17 protein-coding genes are annotated in these 25,641 nt (G+C 67.5%); 6 read left to right on the forward strand and 11 right to left on the reverse strand.

Annotated elements, in window-relative coordinates; translation table 11 throughout:
- The first annotated feature begins 69 nt into the window (after positions 1 to 69).
- Positions 70 to 2,238, forward strand: a complete 2,169-nt coding sequence (locus ACVWZ7_RS12430) for a cytochrome c oxidase assembly protein (protein WP_456508010.1) — start codon at positions 70 to 72, stop codon at positions 2,236 to 2,238.
- The gene (locus tag ACVWZ7_RS12435; RefSeq protein WP_456508011.1) at positions 2,238 to 4,199 is read left to right on the forward strand and encodes an NHL domain-containing thioredoxin family protein; all 1,962 of its coding nucleotides are present in this window, start codon (positions 2,238 to 2,240) and stop codon (positions 4,197 to 4,199) included. The genes ACVWZ7_RS12430 and ACVWZ7_RS12435 overlap by 1 nt, the downstream gene beginning before the upstream one ends.
- A 350-nt stretch (positions 4,200 to 4,549) precedes the next feature.
- On the opposite strand, the gene ACVWZ7_RS12440 is transcribed toward ACVWZ7_RS12435, so the two are convergent.
- The 4 genes from ACVWZ7_RS12440 to ACVWZ7_RS12455 form a co-directional block, all read right to left on the reverse strand.
- Entirely contained in the window at positions 4,550 to 5,542 is a 993-nt protein-coding gene (locus ACVWZ7_RS12440; protein WP_116767921.1) for a hypothetical protein, read from the reverse strand.
- Positions 5,543 to 5,665: 123 nt separating this feature from the next.
- Complete coding sequence (locus tag ACVWZ7_RS12445; protein ID WP_456508012.1) at positions 5,666 to 7,435, reverse strand: helicase HerA-like domain-containing protein; 1,770 nt, start codon at positions 7,433 to 7,435, stop codon at positions 5,666 to 5,668.
- 49 nt (positions 7,436 to 7,484) lie between these two features.
- Positions 7,485 to 8,186: a type 1 glutamine amidotransferase domain-containing protein gene (locus ACVWZ7_RS12450; protein WP_456508013.1), complete on the reverse strand. Its 702-nt coding sequence runs from the start codon at positions 8,184 to 8,186 to the stop codon at positions 7,485 to 7,487.
- Between the two features lie 47 nt (positions 8,187 to 8,233).
- Complete coding sequence (locus tag ACVWZ7_RS12455) at positions 8,234 to 9,103, reverse strand: aldo/keto reductase (protein WP_456508014.1); 870 nt, start codon at positions 9,101 to 9,103, stop codon at positions 8,234 to 8,236.
- Positions 9,104 to 9,262: 159 nt separating this feature from the next.
- Here ACVWZ7_RS12455 and ACVWZ7_RS12460 point away from each other — a divergent pair, with 159 nt between their 5' ends.
- A complete protein-coding gene (locus ACVWZ7_RS12460; protein WP_456508015.1) occupies positions 9,263 to 10,063 on the forward strand; it encodes a hypothetical protein in 801 nt (266 codons plus the stop codon).
- Positions 10,064 to 10,197: 134 nt separating this feature from the next.
- Positions 10,198 to 11,187, forward strand: coding sequence for an LLM class flavin-dependent oxidoreductase (locus tag ACVWZ7_RS12465; RefSeq protein WP_344360628.1), 990 nt, complete (start codon positions 10,198 to 10,200; stop codon positions 11,185 to 11,187).
- On the opposite strand, the gene galT is transcribed toward ACVWZ7_RS12465, so the two are convergent.
- The 7 genes from galT to ACVWZ7_RS12500 form a co-directional block, all read right to left on the reverse strand.
- A complete protein-coding gene (gene galT, locus ACVWZ7_RS12470; protein ID WP_456508016.1) occupies positions 11,184 to 12,293 on the reverse strand; it encodes a galactose-1-phosphate uridylyltransferase in 1,110 nt (369 codons plus the stop codon). The genes ACVWZ7_RS12465 and galT overlap by 4 nt on opposite strands.
- A 1-nt stretch (position 12,294) precedes the next feature.
- Entirely contained in the window at positions 12,295 to 14,553 is a 2,259-nt protein-coding gene (locus ACVWZ7_RS12475) for an alpha-galactosidase (protein ID WP_456509107.1), read from the reverse strand.
- Positions 14,554 to 14,659: 106 nt separating this feature from the next.
- Positions 14,660 to 15,457: a DeoR/GlpR family DNA-binding transcription regulator gene (locus ACVWZ7_RS12480; RefSeq protein WP_456508017.1), complete on the reverse strand. Its 798-nt coding sequence runs from the start codon at positions 15,455 to 15,457 to the stop codon at positions 14,660 to 14,662.
- A 9-nt stretch (positions 15,458 to 15,466) separates the two neighbouring features.
- Positions 15,467 to 17,557: a beta-galactosidase gene (locus tag ACVWZ7_RS12485; RefSeq protein ID WP_456509108.1), complete on the reverse strand. Its 2,091-nt coding sequence runs from the start codon at positions 17,555 to 17,557 to the stop codon at positions 15,467 to 15,469.
- 44 nt (positions 17,558 to 17,601) lie between these two features.
- Positions 17,602 to 18,570: a carbohydrate ABC transporter permease gene (locus ACVWZ7_RS12490; RefSeq protein WP_116767913.1), complete on the reverse strand. Its 969-nt coding sequence runs from the start codon at positions 18,568 to 18,570 to the stop codon at positions 17,602 to 17,604.
- Entirely contained in the window at positions 18,567 to 19,514 is a 948-nt protein-coding gene (locus ACVWZ7_RS12495) for a carbohydrate ABC transporter permease (protein WP_116767912.1), read from the reverse strand. The genes ACVWZ7_RS12490 and ACVWZ7_RS12495 overlap by 4 nt, the downstream gene beginning before the upstream one ends.
- Before the next feature lie 66 nt (positions 19,515 to 19,580).
- The gene (locus ACVWZ7_RS12500) at positions 19,581 to 20,897 is read right to left on the reverse strand and encodes an ABC transporter substrate-binding protein (RefSeq protein ID WP_456508018.1); all 1,317 of its coding nucleotides are present in this window, start codon (positions 20,895 to 20,897) and stop codon (positions 19,581 to 19,583) included.
- A 268-nt stretch (positions 20,898 to 21,165) separates the two neighbouring features.
- Between ACVWZ7_RS12500 and ACVWZ7_RS12505 the strand changes: the two genes are divergently transcribed.
- Together ACVWZ7_RS12505 and ACVWZ7_RS12510 are read left to right on the forward strand one after the other, a co-directional pair.
- A complete protein-coding gene (locus tag ACVWZ7_RS12505; protein WP_456508019.1) occupies positions 21,166 to 22,491 on the forward strand; it encodes a hypothetical protein in 1,326 nt (441 codons plus the stop codon).
- A gap of 498 nt (positions 22,492 to 22,989) precedes the next feature.
- The gene (locus ACVWZ7_RS12510; RefSeq protein ID WP_344360652.1) at positions 22,990 to 25,617 is read left to right on the forward strand and encodes a trehalase-like domain-containing protein; all 2,628 of its coding nucleotides are present in this window, start codon (positions 22,990 to 22,992) and stop codon (positions 25,615 to 25,617) included.
- Positions 25,618 to 25,641 lie beyond the last annotated feature (24 nt).

Here is a 25,641-nt window from a genome sequence, read left to right on the forward strand (position 1 = left end):
AGCCGGTTCAGCCGTTCGAGGGGTCGGGACCGATTCGCTGAGCCGGGCGGCGTAGCGGACAATGGAAGGGTGCCTTCCGCAGTAAATCCCACTCCCACAACCGCAGCGCCCGTCCCCGGGGACGCGCGCGGCCCCGGCCAAGGCCCCGACGGGATTTCCCGGCCGTGGCTGATTGCCGGCCTCGCCGCGTTGTTCGTGGGCCTGGCCGCGGCACTCATCTTCTCCGGCGCTGCAGCCGCACGCGAAGTCTCTGATCCCGGGGCACTGGTGCGCTGGGGTCTGCCGGTGAGCAAAGCAATCCACAACGTCGCCGTGGCCACCGTGATCGGTGGCCTGATCTTCGCCGTCGGCATTCTCCCGCGGGACAGGACCGGCTCCCGGTCCAAGCAACGGGACGCCCCGGAACATCCGGCCTTCACCCGGGCACTGGCCGTGGCCGCGGCCGCAGGCGCCGTCTGGACGCTCTCCGCGATCGCCGTGCTGGTCCTGGGCTATGCCGACATTGCAGGGCAGGGCATTTCCGGGGATCCGGAATTCACGCGGTCCCTCGTGTACTTCATGACGGATATCGAAACGGGACGCGCCTGGCTGACCGTGGTGATCATCGCCGCCGTCGTTACTACCGTCCTGTTCGGGGTGCGCTCCCGCGGCGGGCTGGCACTGACGCTGATCCTGTCCTTGATCGGGTTGGTCCCGGCCGCCCTGATCGGACACTCGTCGAGCTCCAGCGACCATGAGGGTGCCATCAACTCGCTCGGCCTGCACCTGGTAGGCGTATCTGCCTGGGTGGGGGGCATCATCATGCTGGCGCTCCTCTCCGGCGTGCTGGGCGGCGCAGGTGCCGGCGGCCGCAACAAGGGCGCGTCGGCGGGGACACCAGACATCACCGAGCCGACACTCCGCCGGTTCTCATCACTCGCAGGTTTCGCTTTCGCCCTGGTCTTTGCCTCAGGCGTGATCAATGCCAGCATCCGCCTCACCACGTGGAGCGACCTCTTCGGCTCGGCCTACGGACAACTGATCCTCGCCAAGACGGCAGCGGTCCTGGTGCTGGGCGGTATCGGGCTCATGCACCGCCGCTGGGTCATCCCGCAGCTGGGCAACCGCGCAATGGGCCGGTCCGCCCGCCGGGTGCTGTGGCAGCTCGTGATCGTGGAACTGATCATCATGGGGGCGACGTCGGGGATTGCCGTGGCGCTGGGGCGGTCTGCCCCGCCACAGCCCACCACCTTTGCCCCCGATGCGTCGCCGGCCTTCCTTCTCTCCGGCTACGAACTGCCGCCGGAGCTGACACCGGAACGGTGGCTGACGGAATGGCGGCCGGACTGGCTCTGGATCGCCGTCGTGGTCTTTGCCCTCGTCGCCTACGTCCTCGGTGTCTGGAAGATCCTGCGACGGGGCGACTCGTGGCCCTGGTTCCGGACGGTCAACTGGGCGGTCGGACTCGTAGTCCTCACGTACGTGACCTCGGGTCCGCCCTCGGTCTACGGCCGCGTACTCTTCTCCGCCCACATGGTGGACCACATGGCCCTGACCATGGTGGCCCCTATCTTCCTGGTTCTCGGCGCTCCCATGACACTGGCGCTCCGGGCGCTGACGCCGCGGCGCGACAGCTCCCGCGGACCGCGTGAGTGGCTGCTGATCATCATTCACTCCAAGTTCTCGCAGCTGGTGACCCACCCGCTGTTCGCGGCGGCCAACTTCGCCGGCTCGATCGTGCTCTTCTATTACTCGGACGCGTTCGGTTACGCGATGCGGGACCACGTGGGCCACGAACTCATGAACCTGCACTTCGCCCTCACCGGCTACATCTTTGTGCTCACCATGATCGGCACCGACCCGCTGCCGCGCCGCGCCCCATACCCCATGCGCCTACTGCTCCTGTTGGCCACCATGGGCTTCCACGCGTTCTTCGGAGTCGCTATCATGGGCGGCACCGGGCTGCTGGCCGCAGACTATTTCGGCAACCTCGGCCGCCCGTGGGGGCCCTCCGCGCTGCTGGACCAGCAAATGGGCGGTGCGGTGGCCTGGGGCATCGGCGAAGTGCCCACGCTTCTCGTTGCGATCGGCGTCGCCATCATGTGGTCCCGTTCCGACGCCCGCGAGTCCAAACGCACCGACCGTGCGGCGGACAGGAATAACGACGCCGATCTCACCGCTTACAACGACATGTTTGCCAAGCTGGCAGAACGCGATGCCAAGCTCGCCGAACGCAATTCAAAGCTGGAAGGACGCTGATGACCGACACCGTACGCACCCACCTCCGGGTCCGGGCCTCTGAACTCGTGGGCCGTAACTGGCTCAACACCGGCGGCAAGTCCCTGGACCTCGAATCCCTGCGCGGCAAGATCGTCCTGCTGGACTTCTGGACGTTCTGCTGCATTAACTGCCTGCACGTCCTGGACGAACTCCGCCCGCTCGAGCAGCAGTACTCCGACGTCCTCGTGACCGTGGGCGTGCATTCGCCCAAGTTCGAGCACGAGGCTGACCCCGTGGCGCTGGCGGCCGCCGTCGAACGCTACGAGATCCGTCACCCGGTCCTTGACGACCCGGAGCTGGAGACCTGGAAGGCTTACACGGCCCGCGCCTGGCCGACTCTGGTGGTCATCGACCCCGAGGGCTACATCGTGGCGCACCTCTCCGGCGAGGGCCACGCCGACGGCCTCGCCGTGCTGATCCCCGAGCTGATCGCCGAGCACGAGGCCAAAGGCACGCTGCACCGCGGCTCCGGCCCCTACGTGGCGCCGGAGCCGACGTCGGGAACGCTTCGCTTCCCCGGTAAGGCCCTGTACCTCCCGGCCGGCCGCGGCGTCGGAAGCGCCACGGAAGCCGGCTCCTGGCTCGTCACCGATACCGGGCACCACCGCCTCGTGGAGCTCTCCACCGATTTCCAGACCGTCCTGGCAACCTACGGTTCCGGCGAAAAAGGCCACACTGACGGTACGGCCGCCGCGGCCCGGTTCAATGAACCGCAGGGCCTCGTGCTGCTGCCCGCGGAGGTCGCCGCGGAGACCGGCTACGACGTCTTGATTGCCGACTCCGTGAACCACCGGCTCCGAGGGCTGTCCCTGGCGGACGGAAGAGTCCGCACGCTTGCCGGCAACGGCGTGCAGCGGCTCCTGGAGACGGGTCCTGCCCGCGTGGACGAGGAAGGCGCCGCCTACGGTGCCCGGCTGGAGCCGGATCCGCTTGCGGTGTCCCTGAGCTCCCCGTGGGATGTGGTCTGGTCCGCCAAACTCCAAGCCGTGGTGGTGGCGATGGCCGGCGTGCACCAGATCTTCAGCTTCGAGCCGACGTCCGGTGCCGTGAAGATCATCGCCGGCAACGGCCTCGAGGGGCTCCTCGACGGCCCGGCAGCCGAAGCCTGGTTCGCCCAGTCCTCCGGCCTCGCCGAGGACGCCGACGGCAACATCTGGGTGGCCGACTCCGAGACTTCTGCCCTGCGCAAACTGGTGATTGACGACGCCGGCAGCATCATCGTCGAGTCCGCCGTTGGCAAGGGTCTGTTCGATTTCGGCTTCCGCGACGGCCCCGCCCCAGAGGCACGGCTGCAGCACCCCCTGGGCGTGACGGTGCTTCCGGACGGCTCCGTAGCGATCGCCGACACCTACAACGGCGCCGTCCGCCGCTTCGACCCCGCGACGGGGACCGTCTCCACGCTGGCCCGCGGGCTGTCCGAGCCCTCGGACGTCATTGTGGACCACACCCAGGTGGCCGGGACCGAGCCGTTGCTGGTGGTGGTCGAGGCCAACAAGCACCAGCTGGTCTACGTGCCCATCCCGAAGGAAGCGCAGCAGGTGGATGAGGGTGCGGCACAGACCCACCGGCCCAAGAGCCCTGTGGCGCCCGGGCTGCTTGAACTCGCAGTCCGCTTCACGGCGCCCACCGGGCAAAAGCTGGATGACCGCTGGGGCGATCCCACCCAGCTGAAGATCTCGTCCACGCCGCCCGAACTGCTGGTCTCCGGCGGCGGGACCTCCGTGGGCCTGCAGCGCACCCTGGAGCTGTCCTCTGACGTTCCCGAGGGCGTCCTGCACATCACCGCCCGCGCGGCGGCGTGCGATGGCCCCGAAGACGCCGACGGCGAGATCCCGGACCACGCGGCCTGCCACCTGTACCAGCAGGACTGGGGCATCCCGGTGCTCCTGCAGGCCGACGGCGACACCGAGCTGGTCCTGGACCTGCGCGGAATGGACTGAGCCGGCGAGTCTGTGCCCTGAGTCGATTGCGCCGCTGAGCCGACCCTGAAAAGGCTGCTGTCCGTGACCTGCCGTCACGGACAGCAGCCTTTTGGCTTAATCCCGGCCGGGCGGCCCCGGATTCCGGGAGTTCTGAATCCTGGACCGGGCAAGAACCTCTTTGGTGTGACACGAGACTATCCACACCCGTTCCGGGAGTCCCTGATCATGGTCGAGTCTGCCGTCGGGAGGGGCGACACGACGTTGGATTTCTTAGGCGGCGGCTTCCCGGGACGCGCAATGGCCGGGCCCGGGGTGTCCTCACACGGGCATGACGGGAGGGGCCGCCCGGCGGGCCCGCACCTGTGGTTCTAGTAGTTGAGCTGCGGCGTGATCTTCACGGTGTCGCCGTCGATATCCAGACGGGTCGTGAAGCTGAAATCATGGACGGTGTTGATGTCGGTCACGGCGCCGGTGAACAGATCCACCTGGCGGGCTTTGATCCGGGCCTTGCCGTCCAGGGGCGCCACCACCCAGCGGCCGCCAAACGGCTCGATGCTGACGGTGGGGTAGTCCGTGATGCTCCAGTCAATGGTCCCGTCAAGCACCCGGTTGTTGGTGGCGTGGTAGAACGGGCAGTCGGGTTGCAGCTTCTGCTGTTTGTCGGCCTCGTCGGCGCAGGAATCCAGGAACTCCTTGACCTTGCCGCTCACGGCGGCCTTCAGGGCGTCTGTTGCCTCGGTCAGCAGATTCAGCGGAGCCGGGTGCGAGTCCCCCGCGGTCACGGTGGCCCGGGTGGGCGAGGCGGAGAAGTACTGGCCGTTCAGGGCGGCCTCGTACTCGCCAGGGTAGAAGACGGCGAAGGAGTTGCGGCCGTTGGGCATGTTCACCGGTACACCATTCAGGGTGGCCTCGCTGGAGTTGACTACGGTCACGTCCAGGACGGGCAGCGCCGCGGGCACGAAGGACCATTTGTGGAAGAACAACCACTCGGTGCCGGACCGCTCCAGCAGGAACTCGGTCCGCGACTGGCTGCCGTCGATGGTGTAGTTGACGGGCACCATGACCTGGTCCGCGCCGCGCTCTTCAGCGTCGCCGACCTTGACGTCGGAGAGACGTGCGGCTGCGGTCTGCAGGGCGGATCCGTCGAGCATTGCAGGATTGCTTTGCGGCACGGAGGCGTGCAACAGGCCTAGCGCCTTTTCGCCTTCGCCCTTTTGCAGGGCACTGAGATACTCTCGGACGGGCTGCTGGGGACCGGCAATGGAGTTGTTCACCAGATTGATCGACACGATGGCTCCGGCCACGGCAAGCATCAGTCCCAGCAGCCACACTGCTGCGATTTTGACCAACGCCTGACTCATTTGCACGATTCTTACGTTACCTGCACGCCGCAGGAAACCCGGTGTCACGGTCCGCGTCTGTGACGCGGAGCATTGCCGCCCGCGGCCCGGACACCGTGGCCCCGGTTCGCCGGCGCCGGGATCCTAGCGGCGGCGGCGTTTCGAGGACGTGCCGAAGACTCCGCGGAGCAGCTCCCGGCCAAGCTGGGTCCCCAGCGAGCGGGCCATGCTCTTGAGGCCTCCGCCCAAAGCCCCCGCAAGGTCATCGCCGATGCCGCCGCCGATGCCACCGCCACCTGTCGGCTGTGCCTGCCGGGGCGCCTGCTGCTCGGGCGCGTCCCTGTATTCGGGCTGCTTCGGTCGCTCCGCTGGCCGGCTGCTGGGCCGGCCAAGGATTTCTTCTTCGATCCGGCGGGCCTCGGCGTCGATGGCCGTCGGATCCAGGGCGGCGCCGGGAGCTGCGCCGCCGTCGCCAGCGCCGCTCTGCCCCCTGCCGCGTGAGCCGCCCGGATGCGCGGCGCCGCCCGCCGGCCCGGTGGGGGCAGCGCCTGTGTAGTCACCGCCTTCGGCGGTGATTTTCTCGTAGGCGGAGATGTTGTCGACGGCGGTGCCGTACTTGGGCAGGAGGGCGGAGCCGGCCACGGTGCTGGAGATCAGGGCGTCGGTGCTGGGGCCCATCACGGATTCCGGGGCGCGCAGCCGGGTGAGTGCCACGGGGGTCGGGGCGCCCTTCTCATTCAAGACCGTGATGACGGCCTCGCCGATGCCGGCCGTGGTGAGGGTCTCTGCGAGGTCGTAGTCGCTGGTCGGGAAGGTGGAGACGGTGGCCTTGAGGGCCTTGGCGTCCTCCGGGGTATAGGCGCGCAGGGCGTGTTGCACCCGGTTTGCCAGCTGGCCCAGGACATCCGCCGGGACATCCTTGGGAGTCTGCGTCACGAAGAAGATGCCGACGCCCTTGGACCGGATGAGCCGGACGGTGGTGGTAATTGCGTCAAGGAAAGCCTTCGAGGCGCCGTTGAACAGCAGGTGGGCCTCATCTAGGAAGAACACGAGCTTGGGCTTGTCGAGATCCCCGGCTTCCGGCAGGTCTTCAAAGAGGTCTGCGAGCAGCCACATCAGGAACGTTGAGAACAGCATGGGCTTGGTCTGCAGCGTGGGAAGCTCCAGGCAGCTTACGACGCCGCGGCCGTCCGGGGCAGTACGCAGCAGTTCGGCGGTGTCGAACTCGGGTTCGCCAAAGAACTTCTCCATGCCCTGCGCCTCGAGGGTGATTAGTTCACGCAGGATCACGCCCGCGGTGGCCTTGGAGAGACCGCCCAGTTCCTCGAGCTCGTCCTTGCCCTCGGCGGAGGTCAGGAACTGGATTACGGCGCGCAGGTCCTTGAGATCGACCAGCTCGAGGTTGTTCTTGTCCGCGAAGTGGAACACGAGCTGGAGGCTGGATTCCTGGGTCTCGTTCAGGTCCATCACACGGGAGAGCAGGATGGGGCCGAAGGAAGTGACTGTGGCGCGGACCGGTATGCCCTGGCCGTCGCCGCCGAGGGCCAGGAATTCCACCGGGAAAGTCTTGCCGGACCACGGCTGTCCGATGCTCTCGGTGCGGGCCAGGAGCTTGTCGCTGCCCGTGGCGGCGGTGGCCAAGCCGGAGAGGTCGCCCTTGATGTCGGCCAGAAACACCGGCACGCCCGCAGTGGAGAGCTGTTCGGCCATCATGTGCAGCGTGACGGTCTTGCCTGTGCCGGTTGCTCCGGCCACCAGGCCGTGCCGGTTCATCATGGCAAGCGGCAGCCGGACGGGAGCGTCCTTGTGGAGTTCGCCGTCGACGATTGCCGCTCCGAGCTCGATGGTCGGGCCCTCCAGGGTGTAGCCCTGGACGATCGTGGCGACTTTATCAGCAGTGGATTTGATGGCCATGCGGTTAGCTTAGCCGGGTCCGGGGTTCCCGGACCCGGCTAGGGCTGGCCTATTCGGCGAGGGCCTTAAGGACTTCCTTGGCCACGTCCTCGCTGGACTGCGGGTTCTGTCCGGTGATGAGGTTTCCGTCCCGCACGACGTGGGACGTCCACGCCGCACCGTTCTCGACGATCGCGCCTTTCTCCTTCAGCGCGTCCTCCACGAACCACGGTGTGTTGGGGCCGGTGCCGCCGCCCAACTCCTCCTCGTTGGTGAAGACGGTGAGGCGGCGGCCCGCGAAAGTGAACGAGCCGTCGTCGTCCGTGGCGCTCAGCAGCCCGGCAGGGCCGTGGCAGAAGGGCGCGATGATTTTGGCTGCCGCGTTGGCGCCGGTGAGAATCCTGCCGAGGTCGGCGTCCTGGTAGAGGTCGGCCATGGGGCCGTGGCCCCCCGGCATGACGACGGCGTCGTAGCCGGCGACGTCGACGTCGGCCAGCACCAGCGGCGCGGACAGCTCGGCGTCGATCGAATCCAGGTACGTCCGGAAGCTGTCCGCGCGGTCCTGGCCGCCGGCGGACTCGGCCGCGAGGCTGACCTCGTCCACGGTGGGCTTCCGGCCGCCCGGGGTGGCGATGTGCACGGTGTGCCCGGCGTCGAGGAGGGTCTGGTGCGAGACGACGAGTTCCTCGGCCCAGTAGCCGGTGGGGTGTTCGCTGCCGTCGCGCATGGTGAGGGAATTTGCGGCCGAGACGACCATCAGGATGTTAGCCATGGTGTTGTTCCTGTTCTGCCGGCAGGGCCGGCGGGTAGCGGAGGGGTTTAGCGGGCCGCGTGGAGTTCGGCGTAGGTGGCATCGTCAAGCACGACGCCGGCGGCGGCGAGGTTCTCTTCGAGATGCTGAAGGGAGCCGGTGCCCGGGATGGGCATCATGACGGGGGAGCGGCGCAGCAGCCACGCCAGAGCCACCTGGGAGGTGGTGGCGCCGAGCCGTTTGGCGGCCTCGTCCAGCGGTCCGCCCGGCCGGGCGAGCTCCCCGGCGGAAATCGGCGCCCACGGAATGAAGCCGATGCCGTTCGCCTCCGCGTAGTCGAGGACGTCCTCGGAGCTGCGGTCGGTGAGGTTGTAGCGGTTCTGCACCGTGGAAACGGTGAAGTACTTCCCGGCTTCCTCCAGCTCCTCCACGCTGACCTGGGACAGGCCGAGGGCTTTGACCTTGCCTTCCTTCTGTAGATCGCGCAGCACCGTGAACTGCTCTTCGCGGTCCACCTTGGGGTCGATCCGGTGCAGCTGGAGGAGGTCCAGGGAGTCGACCTTGAGCTTGCGCAGGCTCAGTTCCGCCTGCTGGCGCAGGTATTCGGGCCGGCCGACCGGTACCCAGGCGTTGGGTCCGGTGCGGGTGAATCCGACCTTGGTGGCGATCGTGAGGCCGTCCCGGTAGGGGTGCAGCGCCTCGGCGAGGATTTCCTCGCTGATGTTGGGGCCGTAGGAATCGGCGGTGTCAATGAAGTCGACGCCGAGCTCCACGGCGCGGCGCACGACGGCGATCGCGGCAGCACGGTCTGCCGGCTCGCCCCAGACGCCGTCACCAACAATGCGCATGGCGCCGAAGCCCAACCGGTGGACAGTTCCCAGGTCCTTTAAGTCGATCGTGGCGGATAGTTCCGGATGCTGTGGATTGTCATGGCTCATAGGGTAGGGAACATCCTCAGTCTGCTGACTATTCCATCGGGCAATTCTTTCGGGCCCGCCGGCCGGGCGCTGCGGGGCCGGCAGGAGGGGGGCATTGGCGGGCATTGCGACCCGTGCCGAATTACGCCACCGATTTGAAATTTTGCCTTAGACTGTGGCATGCCCAAATCGCACCCTCGCATCGTACTGGCCTTTGTAGTGACGCTCGGCCTTGTCCTCCTGGGTGGAGGACCGGCCTCGGCCGCCACCGCCAGCTCCCCGGGACCGGGCATCGACGTCTCCTGGCCGCAATGCGGCACCACTTTGCCAAAACAGCCCGCCTTCGCGATCGTTGGCGTCAACCACGGCCTGGCGAACAACACGAACCCGTGCCTGGCGAGCCAACTGGCTTGGGCGAAGACGGCAAAAGCCCCCGCGACGACAGCGCAGCCGAGGGTGGCGCTGTACGTTAATACCGCCAACCCGGGCCGGCAGGGGTCCTGGTGGCCGACGTCGAACACCTACAACGGTGTAAAGGTCACCAACCCCTACGGCAGCTGCGCCGCGGGGACGTTCAAAGCCTGCTCCTACATGTACGGGTGGGCGAAAGCCTCGGACGACGCCAAACGCCGCGGTGTCAGCAACCCGCAGTCCTACCTCTGGTGGCTGGATGTGGAAGCGGAAAACACCTGGCAGACCGACAAAGCGGCCAACGTGGCTGTCCTGGAGGGCATGACTGCGTATTTCAAGAGGATCGGCGCCCGCGTGGGCCTCTACTCGACCGGCTACCAGTGGGGACAGATCGCCGGAACCGTGAAGTCGACCAGCCCGCTGGCAGGATTGCCCAGCTGGCTTGCAGGCGCGGGATCAGCCGCCAAGGCGAAGGCGAACTGCACCCTTCCCGGGTTGACACCAGGCAGCCGCGTCTCGATGACGCAGTACATCTCCGGAGGCCTTGACTACAACTATTCGTGCGGCTGATCCGACCGCTGAAATATCCGGGGGGCCGCCGTCGTTGACCCCAGTGTGCCCGCGCCGGAAACCTGGCGCCGCCCGGACCGTGGCTCCCAACCCTGGTCCGAACACTGCTCCGCTACGAAAGGCCGGCTTTTTCCGTGACTGTTCCGCTTTCCATCCTTGACCTCGCAACCATCGGCCCGGGCCAGACGGCGGCCGAGAGCTTCGCCGGAAGCGTGGCCATGGCACAGCTCGCCGAGGACCGGGGCTACCGGCGGATCTGGTACGCCGAGCACCACAACATGTCCTCGATCGCGTCCTCCGCCACGAGCGTGCTGATCGCGCACGTTGCGGCCCACACCTCCAGCATCCGGCTCGGCGCCGGCGGCGTGATGCTGCCCAACCACTCGCCGCTGACTATCGCGGAACAGTTCGGCACGCTCGAAACCCTGCACCCGGGCAGGATCGACCTCGGGCTGGGCCGGGCGCCGGGCAGCGACCAGAACACCCTGCGGGCCCTGCGTCGTGACCCGATGTCGGCAGACAGCTTCCCGCAGGACGTCCTGGAACTCCAGGGCTACTTGACCGGTCCCACCCGCATCCCGGGCGTCGAGGCCACCCCGGGCAAGGGCACCAACGTGCCGCTGTACATCCTGGGCTCCTCCTTGTTCGGGGCCAGGCTGGCCGCGCAGCTGGGCCTGCCGTACGCCTTCGCCTCGCACTTCGCGCCTGCCGCGCTGCAGGACGCGGTGGCGACCTACCGCCGCGAATTCCGGCCCTCCGCGCAGCTGGACACCCCGCACGTGATCGCCGGCGTGAACGTCATTGCCGCGGACTCGGCCTCCGAAGCCCAGGCGATGTTCCAGGCCACCAAGCGGGCCAGGGTTTCCCTGTTCTTCGGCAACGGGCGTGTGTTCAGCGACGACGAGGCGGACATGATCCTGGACTCGCCGCAGGGCCAGCACATGGCGCAGATGATGAAGTACTCCGCTGTTGGCACCCCAGATGCCGTCCTCACCTACCTCGAGGAATTCACGGACCACGCCGACGCCGATGAACTGATCGTGGCGCATCAGAGTACCGGCACCGAAGCCCGGCTGCGTTCCGTGGAACTTCTGGCCGACGCTGCCCGGCTCGTGCGGGCCTAACGGCCGGTCTTTCCTATGGCCTCGCGGAGCCGGGCGGCGGCCGTTTCCGGCGGGATGTCCGCGATGAACGCGCCCATCGCCGCCTCCGAACCCGCCAGGTACTTGAGCTTGGTTTCCTCCCGGCGCGGGGAGGTCAGCTGCAGCATGAGCCGGATGTCGTCCCGGTGGGCGTGGACGGGGGCCTGGTGCCACGCCGAAATATACGGGGTGGGGGTGTCGTACAGGGCGTCGACGCCGCGCAGCAGCCGGCCGTAGAGCCGGGAGAACTCATCGCGTTCCTCGTCCGTGGTGGCGGCGAGGTCCGGGACGTGCCGGTGCGGGAGCATGTGCACCTCCAGCGGCCAGCGCGCGGCAAACGGCACGAACGCCGTCCAGTGGTCGCCCTGGAGCAGCACCCGCTCGGATTTCTGTTCGAAGCTGAGGATGTCCTCGAACAGCGGGCCGCCGTAGTCCTCGATCGTGCGGATCAGCTGGGCCGTGCGGGGCGTGATGTACGGGTAGGCGTAGATCTGCCCGTGCGGGTGGTGCAGCGTCACCCCGATCGCCTCCCCGCGGTTCTCGAACGGAAAAACCTGTTCGACGCCGGGCAGCGCCGACAGCGCCGCCGTCCGGTCCGCCCACGCCTCCACCACCGTGCGCATCCGGGACAAGGGCAGCCCCGCGAGGGAACCGGTGTGTTCGGGGGAGAAGCACACCACTTCGCACCGGCCCACGGACTGCCGGCTGCGCCCCAGCCCCACCCGGGCGAGGTCCGCCAGGCCCTCCGGTGCGGCGGCGCCCGCCAGCTCGGGTCCGAAGGACGGGGATTTGTTTTCGAACACGGCAACGTCGTAAAGGCTCGGAATTTCCGAGGGATTCTCCGGCGACGCCGGGGCCAGCGGGTCCAGGTGCGAGGGCGGCAGCACCACACGGTTCTGCCGGGCGGCCGCGATCGAAATCCACTCGCCGGTCAGGACGTCCTGGCGCATGGTGGCCGTGGGCGGCCGGACCGCCGGCTCGCGGAGATCGTCCCCCCGCTCCGGCGGCAGGACGGTGTCGGCGTCATCGAAATAGATGATGTCCCGGCCGTCGGAGAGCTTGTAGGCGCGTTTCGTAATCCGGCCCATGCTAGGAGCCCCTCACGGGGTGGCCGCCCGTAGCGGCGGGGCCGCCGGATGGTTCGCAGGCCGGTTCAGCAGCGGTGACGCGGCGGACGGACAGGAGCAGCCCGTGCTCGGGGTTCAGGACGGGCATCGGCAGGCCGGACTCCGCCAGGAAACGGCCGGTCGCCTCGACGCCGCCCCCGAGCCACCCCGGCGGCACCGCCTGCAGGAACGCCCGGCCATCGTCGGCCGCCGGGTAGACCGCGTCCACCCGGTACCCGGCGTCCGGCAGCAGCCCCGGCAGGCAGACCCTCCCGGGGACTTCGGCGAACGACGTCGCCACGGACACCAGCGCGTAGAGGGCCTCGCCGCCGTCATGGGACACGACGCCGTGGAGCCGGAGGGACGGGTCCGGTTCGTCGGCCCGCACCATGCGCCCGCTGTGCAGCAGGGGACGGTACTTCTTGAACAGTGCGATCGCCGTGGCAAGCTCGGTGCGCTCGGAATCGGCGAGGTGCCGGACATCCCATTCGAGGCCGAAGTGGCCAAACATGGCCGTGATGGCCCGGAAGGAGAGGTCGTGCGTCCGGGCGGTGGTGTGGCTTGTGGTAGGCCCGATGTGCGATCCGACGAGCTCCGGCGGCACCACCATGCCGGTCCACCGCTGGATCGTCTGCCGTTCCAGGGCATCGTTGCAGTCCGAGCCCCAAATCCGGTCGGTGCGTTCGAGAATGCCGAGATCCACACGGGCGCCGCCGGAGGAGCAGCTTTCGATCTCCACACCGGGGTGGGCTTTGCGGAGCTCGTCGAGGAGGCGGTATACGGCCTGTGTCTGGGCATGCACCGAGGGGCGGCCGGCATGGCCCATTTCGGTCAGGTCCCGGTTCTGGTCCCATTTGAGGTAGCTGATCCGGTATTCGCTCAACAGGGCATCGAGCCGGTCGAAGATGTACTGCCAGGCCTCCGGATTGACGAGGTCCAGCACCTGCTGGTGCCGCCAGCGCTCCGGAAGCCGGCCAGCCGGGCCGCCGGGAACGGGCTGGCCGCCCCCTGCCGCCGGGCTGCCCCCGGCGGCCCGCGGAGCCGGTCCGGCGATCCAGTCCGGGTGGGCCCGGGCCAGATCCGAGTCCTCGTTGACCATTTCGGGTTCGACCCAGAGCCCGAATTCCATGCCGTGGCCGGTGACCGCGTCGATCAGCGGGCTCAGGCCCTCGGGCCAGAGGTCCTCGTCGACGTACCAGTCGCCGAGGCCCGCCGTGTCGTTGCGCCGGCCGCGGAACCAGCCGTCGTCGAGAACGTAGCGTTCCACGCCCAGCCGGGCGGCGGATTCGGCGAGGTCGAGCAGCACCGGCATCCGGTGGTCGAAATACACCGCTTCCCAGACATTGAGCACCACGGGCCGGGCTTTGCCGGACCGCACGCCGGGGTGGTGCGGGCGCCCGCGGAACCAGGCGTAGAAGGCCTCGCTGATGCCGTCCAGCCCGGCGGCGGAGTACGCCGCGAACAACCACGGGGTCTCGTAGCTGGCGTTTGCCGCCAAGGTGATCTCGCCCCCGCCGAGCAGCTCCGAAGCGCCGATAACGGTCCGGCCGTCCGCTGAGGCATCAACGAAGCTCTCGTGGTTGCCGCTCCAGCCCAGATGCACGGCCCAGACCTGCCCGTGGCGGTTGCCGAAGCCGGCGCTCCCGGCGGCCAGGAGGAGCGAGGCATCATGTCCCGTCCGGCCGTGCCGGCCCGAGCGGACCCACGTTCCCTGGCGCAGCGGCAGGCGCTGGGGGTGGGACTCCCGGCACCAGCGGCCGGTCAGGTCCAGGATCTCGGTGGCGGCGCGGCCCAGCGGCAGCACGGCAGCGAGTTCGTCGAGGCTGTAGGGATCCGCGCCGTCGTTGTGGAGCCGGTGCCGGAGCTGCAGCAGGCCGCCGTCGTTGATCGTCACCTCCGTGCGGACGGTGACGCCCGCATCCGGGTCTGCCTGGGTGATGACGGCGGAGCACCCGTCCCCTTCCGCCCGTTCGACGGCGACAACCCGCAGGCAGGCCGAGAACGCCTGGCCGTTCCGGTGGCCCCGGAGGCCGGGACGCCCCCGCCAGCCGGAGGACGCCTGCGGGATCAGCCCCAGCGTGACCGGGATGTCGAGGGCGGAGTGCGGCACGGCGTCGCCGAGCAGTGACAGATCCGGCAGGGCCGGGCCGAGGTCGGCGCCAAAGTGGAGCATGGCGGGCTCGCCCGTGCTGAAGTCGATGAGCAATGACGTTCCGGAACGGCGCAGGTAGAGCGGCTCCACATGCGGGACGCCCAGGGGGGAACGGGTCTCGGGGACAAGAGTCAGGTCCGGATTGTTCACGGTAGCTCCAGGCGTAGTGGTTTGGGGGTGGGCGGGGCCGTGCCGGTCAGCCGGAGGCGGCGCTCTGGGCAATCGTTGTCGGCGCCAGGTGGAGCCGGCCGACGCGCTCGCCGAGTATCCGTCGGGCCTCACTGCCCAGGAGGTCGTCGCTGATGAGTTCGTCAGCGTCTTCGAGGGCGGCGATGGTGCTGATGCCCAGGGTGCCCCATTTCGTGTGGTCGGCCAGCACCACCACCCGGCGGGCCGCGGCGACGAAGGCGCGGTCCGTTTCGGCTTCCAGCACGTTCGGAGTGGTGAACCCGGCGTCGGCATCCACGCCGTGGACGCCGAGGAACAGCACGTCCAGGTGCAGCTGTTTCAGCGAGGAGGTGGCCAGCGGCCCGACGAGGGCATCGGAGGGGGTGCGCTCGCCGCCGGTGAGGATCACGGTCGACGGGGAGGAACTTTGGTGGAAGACGTCTGCGATCCGCACCGAGTTGGTGACCACCGTGATCCGGGGCCCGGCGGACAGCAACTGCGCCAGCGCCCAGGTGGTGGTGCCGGCGCTGAGCCCCACCGCCATGCCCTCGCGCACCTGGGCGGCTGCCTCCTGCGCAATCGCCATCTTTTCGTCTTTGAGCTGGGTTACCTTCAGCTCGAAGCCCGGCTCGTGGGTGCTGGCCCCGCCCGGCAGCTTCGCCCCGCCGTGGATCTTCTCCACCGCGCCCGCCGCGTCGAGGGCCTCGATGTCCCGCCGCACGGTCATCAGGGAGACGCCGAGCATCTTGGCGAGGTCCGCGACACGGACGATCCGTTCACGCTGGACCTCCGCGAGGATGGCGGAATGGCGGGCTGCGGCTAACATGTGGAGTCCTTACGGGCGTGAGTGGTTTGACTGGATTGATTGGCTGGCGGACGTGCCGACCAGTTGGGCGGCACGTGAACGGACGACGGCGACACTTCCGGCGGCGAGGCCGAGCCCGCCGTCGAGCTCGGTGCCGGTGAGCACGTCAACGCCCTCCAGCGGGAGCCGGACGTCGTGCGCCCCGTGGTTGATGCAGAACGTCCAGTCGGTCCCGTCCTTGCTGCGCCGGGCAACTTCGACGTCGGCCGGCAGGTCTGGAACGAGCGGCTGCACCCCGGCATCGGCGCAGACGACGGTGAGCAGTTCGCCCAGGCCCTCCGGCGCGAGCGTGGTGGCGACATAGTAGGCGCGGCCGCTTCCGGCGCGGTTGCGGGTCACGGCCGGCGAACCTGCGGCCGGTCCCTCATCCACGGCAGCGAGGACCTCGGCTGTGGTGGCCCGTCCCAGTTCGTTCCAGCAGCTGCCTGCGCCGAAGCCGCTGAGCCGGACGCTTTCCCCGGCGCGCAGCGGGAAGAACTCCTCCATGTGCACGCCGAGCAGGCCGCTGAACGCGCCCGGGTAGCTGCCAAGCCTGATGTGGTCATTTTCGTCCACGATACCGGAGAAATACGTCACCACGAGGTGGCCGCCGGCGCGCACGTACGCGTCGAGGTTCGCCGCCCCGGCATCGCTGATGAGGTACTGCATCGGCGCGACGACGAGCCGGTAGCCGGAGAGGTCGTCGGTGCTTTGGCGGAAGTCGGTGGGGATGCCGGCCCGGTAGAAGGCATCATGCCAGCGCCGGGTTTCGGCGATGTTGGAGGCGTCCACGCTCGGATGCGAGTCCAGCTCCGAGGCCCAACGGGCGTCGGTGTCGTGGAGGATGGCGACGTCCACGCGGCCGGATGCTCCCGTGACCACCGAGCCGCTGACTTCGGCCAGGCTGCGCAGCGTCTGGCCCAGCTGGACCACTTCGCGCCAGATATTGGTGTCTGTGCCGGCGTGCGGCAGCAGCCCGGAATGGAACTTCTCGGCTCCGGCACGCGAGGCCCTCCACTGGAAGAAGAGCGCGCCGTCGGCGCCCCGGGCAACGTGCTGCAGGGAGTTGCGCAGCATCTCGCCGGGGGCTTTGGCGATGTTGCGGGGCTGCCAGTTGACGGCCGACGTCGAATGCTCCATGAGCAGCCACGGCTTGCCCTTGGCCCAGCCGCGGGTGAGATCCGCAGTGGCCGCCAGCTCCTGGAAGTTCCGCAGATCTTCGGCGATGAGATAGTGGTCGTTGGAGACCACATCCATCTCCTCGGACCAGCGCCAGTAGTCCACCGGCTGGTGCAGGCCCATGTTGAAGCCCATGAAGTTGGTGGTCACGGGATGGCCCGAGTGCGAGCGGATGATCGCTGCCTCGGCTTTGTAGCATTCGAACAGTTCGTCGGAGGAGTAGCGGGCGAAGTCCAGCTGCTGGGTCGGGTTGACCCAGGTCCCGGAAGTCCGCGGCGGCAGGATCTCGTCCCAGGCCGAATAGCGCTGGGACCAGAACGCGGTGCCCCACGCGGCGTTCAGCGCGTCGAGGGTGCCGTAGCGGTGTTCGAGCCAGCGCCGGAAACCGGCGGCGGCGCCGTCGGAGAAGTCCGGCTGGTTGTGGCAACCGTATTCGTTATGGACATGCCACATGACCACGGCGGGATGGTCCTTGTAGCGGAAGGCGATCTGCTCGGTCAGCGCCGCGGCGGCCCGGCGGTATTCGGGGCTTGAGGCGGCGAAGGCCTGCCGGGAACCGTAACTGTGCCGCACGCCGTCGGCCGTTACCGGCAGCGACTGGGGGTACTTGTGGCTGAACCAGGGCGGCGGGGACGCCGTGGCGTTCGCCAGGTCCACGCGGATCCCGTTGGCGTGCAGCAGGTCCAGGACCCGGTCCAGCCAGCCGAACTCGTAGACGCCCTCGGACGGTTCCAAGAGGGACCAGCTGAAAATGCCGACGCTGACCAGGTTGACGCCGGCCTCTCGCATCAGCCGGACGTCCTCGTCCCAGGTCTCCTCGGGCCACTGCTCCGGGTTGTAGTCGCCGCCGAAGGCCAGCATCGGGGAACCCTCGGAGCCGAGGCGGGCGGTGATGTAGTCCATGGCTGAGTTATTGGGGGTGGTGTCGTTGACGGTGTTGTCCACTTTTATCCTTTGCTGGAGCCGAGGGTCAGGCCCGCCACGAAATGGCGCTGCAGGAGCAGATAGATGACCAGGGCCGGAACCGCCGTGATCATGGCGCCGGCGGCGATCAGGTTGTAGTTGGAAAGGAACTGGCCTTGAAGGTTGTTGATCGCGGTGGTGACCGGAAGGCGGTCGCCGCTTTGGATGAACAGCAGGGGCCAGAAGAAGTCGTTGTAAATGAAGATCACTTCGAGGGTGCCCATGGCGGCCAGGGCCGGCCGGCACAGCGGCAGGATGATGTCCCAGTACTGGCGCCAGACGCCGGCACCGTCGACAAGGGCCGCCTCGGTGAGTTCGGGGGAGAGGGCCTTCATGTAGTTCGAGAGCACGAAGGTCACGAAGCCGATCTGGAAGGCGGTGTCCACGGCGATCACGCTGATGTAGGTGTTGAGCAGGTTTCCGGAGTCGCTGATGGCGTACGGCAGCTCGAAGTGCTTGAACATTTCAAAGAGCGGGGCCGCGAGCACCTGCGGGGGCAGCAGGTTTCCGGCGGTGAACATGATCAGCAGGGTGATGTTGAACTTCCAGCTCACGCGGCTGACGGCGAACGCCATCATGGAGGCGAAGAACAGGATCAGGAACACGGACGGGACGGTAATGAGCACCGAGTTCCAGAATAGCTGGCTAAAGCCGCCCTGGGTCCAGGCCTGGGTGAAGTTATCGAAGTTGAAGGCGCCGCCGGTGCTGAAGTAGCCGTATTTGTCCGTGTCCGCCTTGGGGCGCAGAGCCGTGAAGATGGCCCAGCCCAGGGGCACCAGCCAGATCGCGGCCATGACGATGAGGAAGACGTGCGTGCCGTAGTGCCGTTTGCCCTGTTTGTTGTTGGCCGGGCGGCCGGGCCGGGGGCCGGTGCTGCCAGCGCCGGAGCTGCGGGGCCCGGCGTCGGCCGGGGTGCCTGCCGCAGCGGCATCGGTTGGATGGGCGATGCTCATGCCTCTTTGTCCTTTCCGAACGCGCGGGACAGGTAGAAGGTGATGGGGATCAGGGAGATGACGAGCAGGATGACTGCCAGCGCGGAGCCGATGCCGATCACCTGTCCCTCGCCCACCAGGTTCTGGATGACGAGGGCACTGATGAGTTCCAGGCCGTTGGTGCCGCGGTTGATCACGTAGACGATGTCGAAGGCCCGGAGGGATTCGATGACGGTGATGACGATGATGATGACGTTGACCGGGCGCATGGCCGGGAAGATCACCTGGAAGAAGGTCTGGACCGAGTTGGCGCCGTCAATCTGGGCCGCTTCGCGCAGGGTGGGGTCCACTCCCTTGAGCCCGGCCAAGTACAGGATCATGACGTAGCCGGCGTGCCGCCACGTGGCGGCGAAGAGGGCCGCCCAGATGTTGACGCTGGAATCCCCGAACCAGTCGACGGCCTGGGGCGTGCCTGCCGTGCCGAGGACGAAGTTCAAGAGGCCGCTGTCACGGTTGTAGAACAGCTGCCAGATAATCCCGATCAGGGCCAGGGACAGCATCACCGGGGCGAAGAAGATGCTCTGGTAGATCCTGGTGCCGCGGATGTTCTGGTCCAGCAGCACGGCCAGCAGCAGCCCCAGCGGTGTGGCGACGAAGGCCAGGAACGCCAGCCACAGCACGTTGTGCTGCATGGCGGGCCAAAACGGCGGGTAGTCCTGGGCGATGAACTGGTAGTTTTCGGCCCCGGCGGGTTTGATGTCGGTCAGCTCCAGCCCGTTCCAGCGGGTGAAAGACAGCCCGACCGACATGAGGGTGGGGATCCAGACCAGGACGAGCTGGATGAGCGTGGGGATGCCCACCATCAGGCCGAGCACCAGTTTGTCGCGGCGGGACAGCCGCCGAACCCGCCGCGCGGGGGCAACTGCTTTGCGCCCCCGCGCCGACGGATTGGTAGAGACACTCATGGAGATTCCTTGCTTTGATAACTGCTGGGGAAAAGGCGCGCAGGAAATGCGTGTCGGGACACGCCGCTACTGGGCGGCGTACAGGGACTTGGCCTGGGCTTCCAGGTTCTTGACGTCGACCGTGCCGTCCTTGATGAAGGTCTGCAGGGCCGGGATCATCACGTTGTTGGCCATGGCGGGCAGGGCATCACGGTCGAAGAACTGGCTGATGTTCTTGGCGCCGCTGATGGCATCGGCCAGTTTCTTGTTGAGCGGCGTGAACTTCGAGGTGTCCGCGCCCTTGGCGGTGGCAATGTTGGACGAGTCCACCGAGGCGTACACATCCTGGCCTTCCGGGGTGCCTACGTAGGCCAGGAAGTCCTTGGCGGCCTGGTTCTGGCCGCCCTTCTTGGAGAGGAGGAGTCCGTCGATGGGCGCCTCGATGGAATCCCGGCCCTCCACCGCGATCTCGGGGAACGGGAAGAAGTCGATGTCGTCGGCGATTGCCTTGTCCGTGTACTGCTGGGTGAGGAAGGACCCGAGGAGGTACATGCCCGACTTCTTGTCCGCGAGGGACTTCGCGGAGTCCTGCCACGTCATGCCGAGGGAGTTCGGGTTCTGGAACGGCAGCAGGGCCTTCCATGTGTCGAAGACGTCGCTGACTTTCTTCTGGTCCCAGCTTTCCTTGTGAGCGGTCAGGTCCATGTGGAACTGGTAGCCGTTCAGGCGCATGTTCAGGTAGTCGAATGTGCCCATGGCGGGCCAGCCGTCCTTGTCCGCAAACTCGATTGGGATCAGGCCGTCGGCCTTCATCTTGGTGGCCAGAGTCTTCAGTTCGTCGAACGTCGTGGGGACGGTGTAGCCCTTTTCCGTCCACAGGCTCTTGCGGTAGAAGAAGCCCCAGGGGTAGTTGTAGTTCGGGATCAGGTACATCTTGCCGTCGGCGCCGGTCGACGCCTTCTTCAGGGCATCCGAGAAGTTTCCACCGACCTTCTCCCAGACGTCATCGATCGGGGCGAGCAGTCCCTTGCCGGCGTAGTACTGCATGCGGTAGCCGGCGAACCAGGTGAAAGCATCGTCCGGGCTGCCCTGGAGGTAGGTGTTGATCTTGTTCTGGAAGTCGTTGTGCGCCACAACATTGGTGGTGATCTTGATGCCGGATTTCTTCTCGAAAGCGTCCGTCACGGCCTTGTAGGCTGCCTTGGGGACCTCATCCGAGGAACCCGAACCGAACGTGGCGGTGTTGGCGCCGCTACTGGCAGGAGCGCTGCCGCCCGTGCAGGCCGTGAGCAGGGGAATGCCTGCCATGGCCACTGCTCCGGCACCGAAGGTCTTCAGCAGCGTCCGCCGGTCCCACCCGCCTTGGCTGGAAGCCCGGAGCAGTGCGTCCTCATGCATGGTCATAATTTCTCCTTTGAAATAACGCGGGTGACGTGAAGCAGCTCACATAATTAGATATCATAATCGCACAATAAGGAACGTCAAGTGGCAAAAAAGAACATTTCGGTTCAGTCGGCCGCGGCCAGGGCCGTAACCGCCGCGGCTGGCGGTCCGCTCCGTTGACTTAGTGCTGGCGCGCTCTTAGCGTTAAGCCCCTCAGGGTGCCGATGCGGTCCGCCGACGGCGGTGGCACTCTGATCCGCGGATACATGGCGAAAACCTAGGTGCACCCATGAAGATCAAGCCCACGGCCGCCGCCACCCTGGTCATCCTGCTGTTCCTGGCTGGACTGCTCGGCGATGCATCCGCGCCGGCGTCGGCCGCTGGGGTCACGTACTACGTGAGCGCGGACGGCAGCGACACGAGCAACGGAACATCACCCGCATCCGCCTGGCAGACCCTCGACAAGGTCAACGTCGCCGCGCTGCAGCCTGGAGATTCCGTCAGCTTCCGGCGCGGAGACGTCTTCTCCGGAGGCCTTGTGGTCAGCCGGAGCGGCACAGGGCGGCTCCGGATCACCCTGAACGCCTTCGGCGACGGGGAGCCGCCCGTCATCACGGGGGGACTGACGGGCACCTGCGTCCGGCTGGACGGCAGTTTCATTGCCGTGGACGGCCTGCGGGCGGACTCGTGCGGATACGCGGGATTCAGCGTCTATGGCGACCACAGTTCCGTGCGGAACTCCGCCGCGGCAAACAACGCCGCCGGAATCAAGGTGAGCGACGGCTCCGACTTCGGCAGCTACACCAACAACACACTTACCGATAACAACATCATGAACGTCAATACGCCGGGGACAGGCTGTGGCACCGCGACGGCGCTGAACTGCAGCGACGACTCTGGCGCCTTCGGCTTCCTCATCAACGGCAGCGATAACGAGTTCTCCGGCAACACCGTCTCCGGGTCCACCGCGTTGTCCTACGACTTTGGCCATGATGGCAGCGCATTTGAGATATTCAACGGCAACCGGAACAGAATCCACCACAATGTGGCGGTGGACAATAACGTCTTCTCCGAAATTGGGCGGGGAGGGGACGGAACCGCGGACAACAACACGTACAGCTACAACCTCATCAGGTCCACCTGCGTCCCCGATTGCGGCCAGGCCATGGGGCTGATTGCGCGCGGCACGACGTCGTCCTTCGGCCCGACCAACGGCACCACGTTCGAACACAACACCGTGTGGCTGGACGGTCCGGATTCCCAGGCCGTGGTCTGCCACGCCTCGTGCCCCACCTCCACCGTCATCCGGGCCAATATCCTCGTGGCGGTCCGCAACTCGCTGTGGATGGATAATTCGGGATGGACCGAGGAGCAGAACGTCCTCAACGGCCCCACCAACATCGTCCCAAGCGCGACATCCACCACCGATCCTGCCGGCTTTGTGAATCCCCCCGCCGATCTCCACCTCACCGGAGCGAGCCCGGCGATCGACCGCGCGGGCGAGAGTCCGTTTCCCATGGACCTGGACGGGCGGCCGACCACCCAAAGTGCCGGCTGCCAGGGCGGCGGAGCGGCCGACGCCGGAGCGTACGAGTACAAGCCGGCCAACTGCTGAGCGCCTGCGCAACCGGGGCGGGTTCTCCGACGGCGGCGTCAGGGTGACCCTGCCAAAGGTCCGCTCGCGGGCCCTGTCCATCGGCCAGCCGTGCCAAAGGACATGTCCATTGGCACGTTTTGCGCCGAGGGGGACATACCCGGCCGCTCATTCCGCCGTGGGGCATGTCCATTCGTGGGCAGGTTTGTTGAAGGACATGCTCATTGTTGGACGCGATCAGCGGGCGTAATGGCATTCTGTCCACTGATCGTGACAGCGGCGGGGCATGTCCGTCCGCTGGCCGCGCAGCGCGCGTGCGATCTGCAGTGTGCGCCGCTGGCTGCGGCGGGTGTTGCACGCCCTGTGCCCGTGGCCCGGGCGTGTTCCGGCTCTTGCAGACGTTACACACTTGCAACAGCCGGGACACCGCGGCGAAATCGGCCCGGGATGATACTTGGAATATGCCCCCCCGGGGGCAATCTCATGCAGGCATTGGGGACTACTAGAAGGACCGCGCCGATGCCCACTCCGCTGAACCAGTCGCTCGCTGACTCCGCCCTACTGACCAAATCACTCCCGCTGGGCCTGCTCCGGGCCTTTGTGCAGACTGACGCCGCCGACGACGGGCTGACCCCGCAATTACTGGCCGAGCTCAAGATCCTGGCCCGCACTCCCGGGTTGCTCGTGGCATGCAACTACGGCGGAACGCTCTGTACCGCGGAGGGCATCTCGACCGAGACCCTGCCGCTGGGCAGCGCAGCTATTGCGCTGCGGGCGCTGGCCGCCCTCCCGAATACCCATGCCGCCGTCGTCTCGGGGCGCTCCCTGCGCGATCTGGCCGCCGTCTCACGCCTGCCCGCAGAGGTGCATCTGGTGGGCTCGCACGGTGCCGAGTTCGACATGGGCTATGCCCACAGCCTCTCGCTGGCCACCGAGTCCGTGCTCCAGCAGACCCACCAGGCGCTCGCCGAAACGGTCGGGGCCTACCGGGGCATCACCATTGAACGCAAGCCGGTCGCCGTCTCCGTCCACACCCGGTCCGCGGCGCCGGACATCGTTGCCCTGGCTACCCGGCAGGCGTCGGACATTGCCCAGGCGCACGGGCTGCACTTCATCGTGGACGGCTCGGTGCTGGACCTTTCCGTCGTCGAACCGTCCAAGGCCACCGCCTTGGAGCACCTGCGCTCCGTGCTCGGTGTCAGTGCCGCACTCTACGCCGGCGACGCCTCCAGCGACGAGCTGGCCATGGCGACGCTGCGCGGGCCGGACATGGCGCTGCGCGTGGGGGAGGGGCCAACCGTGGCGGCCCACCGGCTCCGGGACCCGGAGTCGTTCGCCCGCGTCCTGGCGATACTGTTCGAGCTGCGGCGGGCGTGGCTTTTCGGCGAGGACGCCGTTGGCCTGGAACGGCATTCGATGATCGGCAACGGATCCTCCACCGCGCTGATCACGCCGGACGCGAAAATCTGCTGGATGAGCCACCCGCTGCCGGACTCAGGGTCGCTGTTCGCCCACCTCCTCGGCGGGGATGCGGCCGGACACTTCTCCGTGGAACCGGTGAAGTCCTCGCAGGTCCTGGGCCAGCGCTACGTGGACAGCACCATGATCGTCGAAACCCGCTGGGCCGACGTCACCGTGACGGACTACCTGGAACCGGCGCCGGCGGGCATCACCAGCCTGGTCCGGGTGCTTTCGGGCACCGGCACGGCCCGGATCGTGTTCGCCCCGCGGCCGGACTACGCGAATGCGCCGTTCAGCATGGAGGCGCGCGGGACGGAGCTGCACGTGGTGGGAACTGCGGATCCGATCATCCTGCGGGCGCCCGGCGTGAGCTTTTCCATCACGTCGGATGGCCGGCACGCCACCGCCACGGGCGACGTCGACCTGCGGGACGGCCCTGTGGTCCTCAACCTGCGCTGCGGCGATACCGAACCGCAGCCTGCGGTGGTCGAAGACGAGACGGAGCGGCGCTCCGCCGTCGCGCATCATTCCCGGCGCTGGGTCCATGAGCTGCAGATGCCGGGCGTGAAGCCGTCGCTGGTCCGCCGGTCCGCGCTGGTGCTGCGCGCCCTGGTTCACGAGCCCACCGGCGCGGTGCTGGCCGCGCCCACCACCTCGCTGCCGGAGGGAATCGGCGGAACCCGGAACTGGGACTACCGGTACTGCTGGCTGCGGGACGGGTCCATGACCGTCAACGCCCTCGTGGACCTCGGCTCCACGGCCGAGGCCGAGGGCTTCCTGGCCTGGCTGGGCCGGATCCTGGACCACGCCCCGGGCCCGGAATGGCTCCATCCGCTGTACTCGGTGACGGGGGCGCCGCTGTCCACCGAGGCCATCATCGAGAGCCTGCCAGGCTACGCGGGATCACGCCCGGTCCGGATCGGCAATGCGGCCGACCACCAGGTGCAGCTGGACGTGTTTGGCCCGATTGCCGAGCTGATCGACGCCCTCAGCGCCCGGCAGGGTGTGCTCTCCGACGACCACTGGGAGCTGATGGTTCAGATGGCCGCGGCCGTGCTGGCCCGCTGGCATGAAGCGGACCACGGCATCTGGGAGGCCAGGCGGGCGCCCCGGCACCATGTGTACACGAAGGTGATGTGCTGGGTGGCACTGGACCGGGCACTGCGCACGGCCGCCCGGCACGGCCGGGAACCGCTGCCGGCCTGGGAGTCCACGGCGGCGACCATCCGCGAGGAGGTCCTCCGCGAAGGCTGGGACGAGTCGGCGTCCTCCTACACCGTGGCGTACGACAGTCCCGACTTGGACGCAGCCGTGCTGCACATCGGGCTCTCCGGCCTGCTGGACGTCAACGACCCCCGCTTCCTGGCCACGGTCACGGCGGTGGAGCGGGAACTGCGGGTGGGTCCCACCGTGTTCCGCTACAGGTACGACGACGGCCTGCCGGGCCTGGAGGGCGGCTTCCACATCTGCACGACGTGGCTGATCGAGGCCTATATCGCCGTGGGCCGGATCGAGGAGGCCTGGGACCTCTTCGACCAGCTGGTCAACCTCTTCGGGCCCACGGGGCTGCTGCCGGAGGAGTACGATCCCGGCACGGAAACCCACCTGGGCAACCATCCCCAGGCGTACTCGCACCTGGGCTTCATCCGCTGCGCCCGGCTCCTGGATGAACACCAGAAGAACTGATCAGCAGCCCAGGTCCTGACCGGA

The sequence above is a fragment of the Arthrobacter sp. TE12232 genome (genome assembly GCF_054062615.1).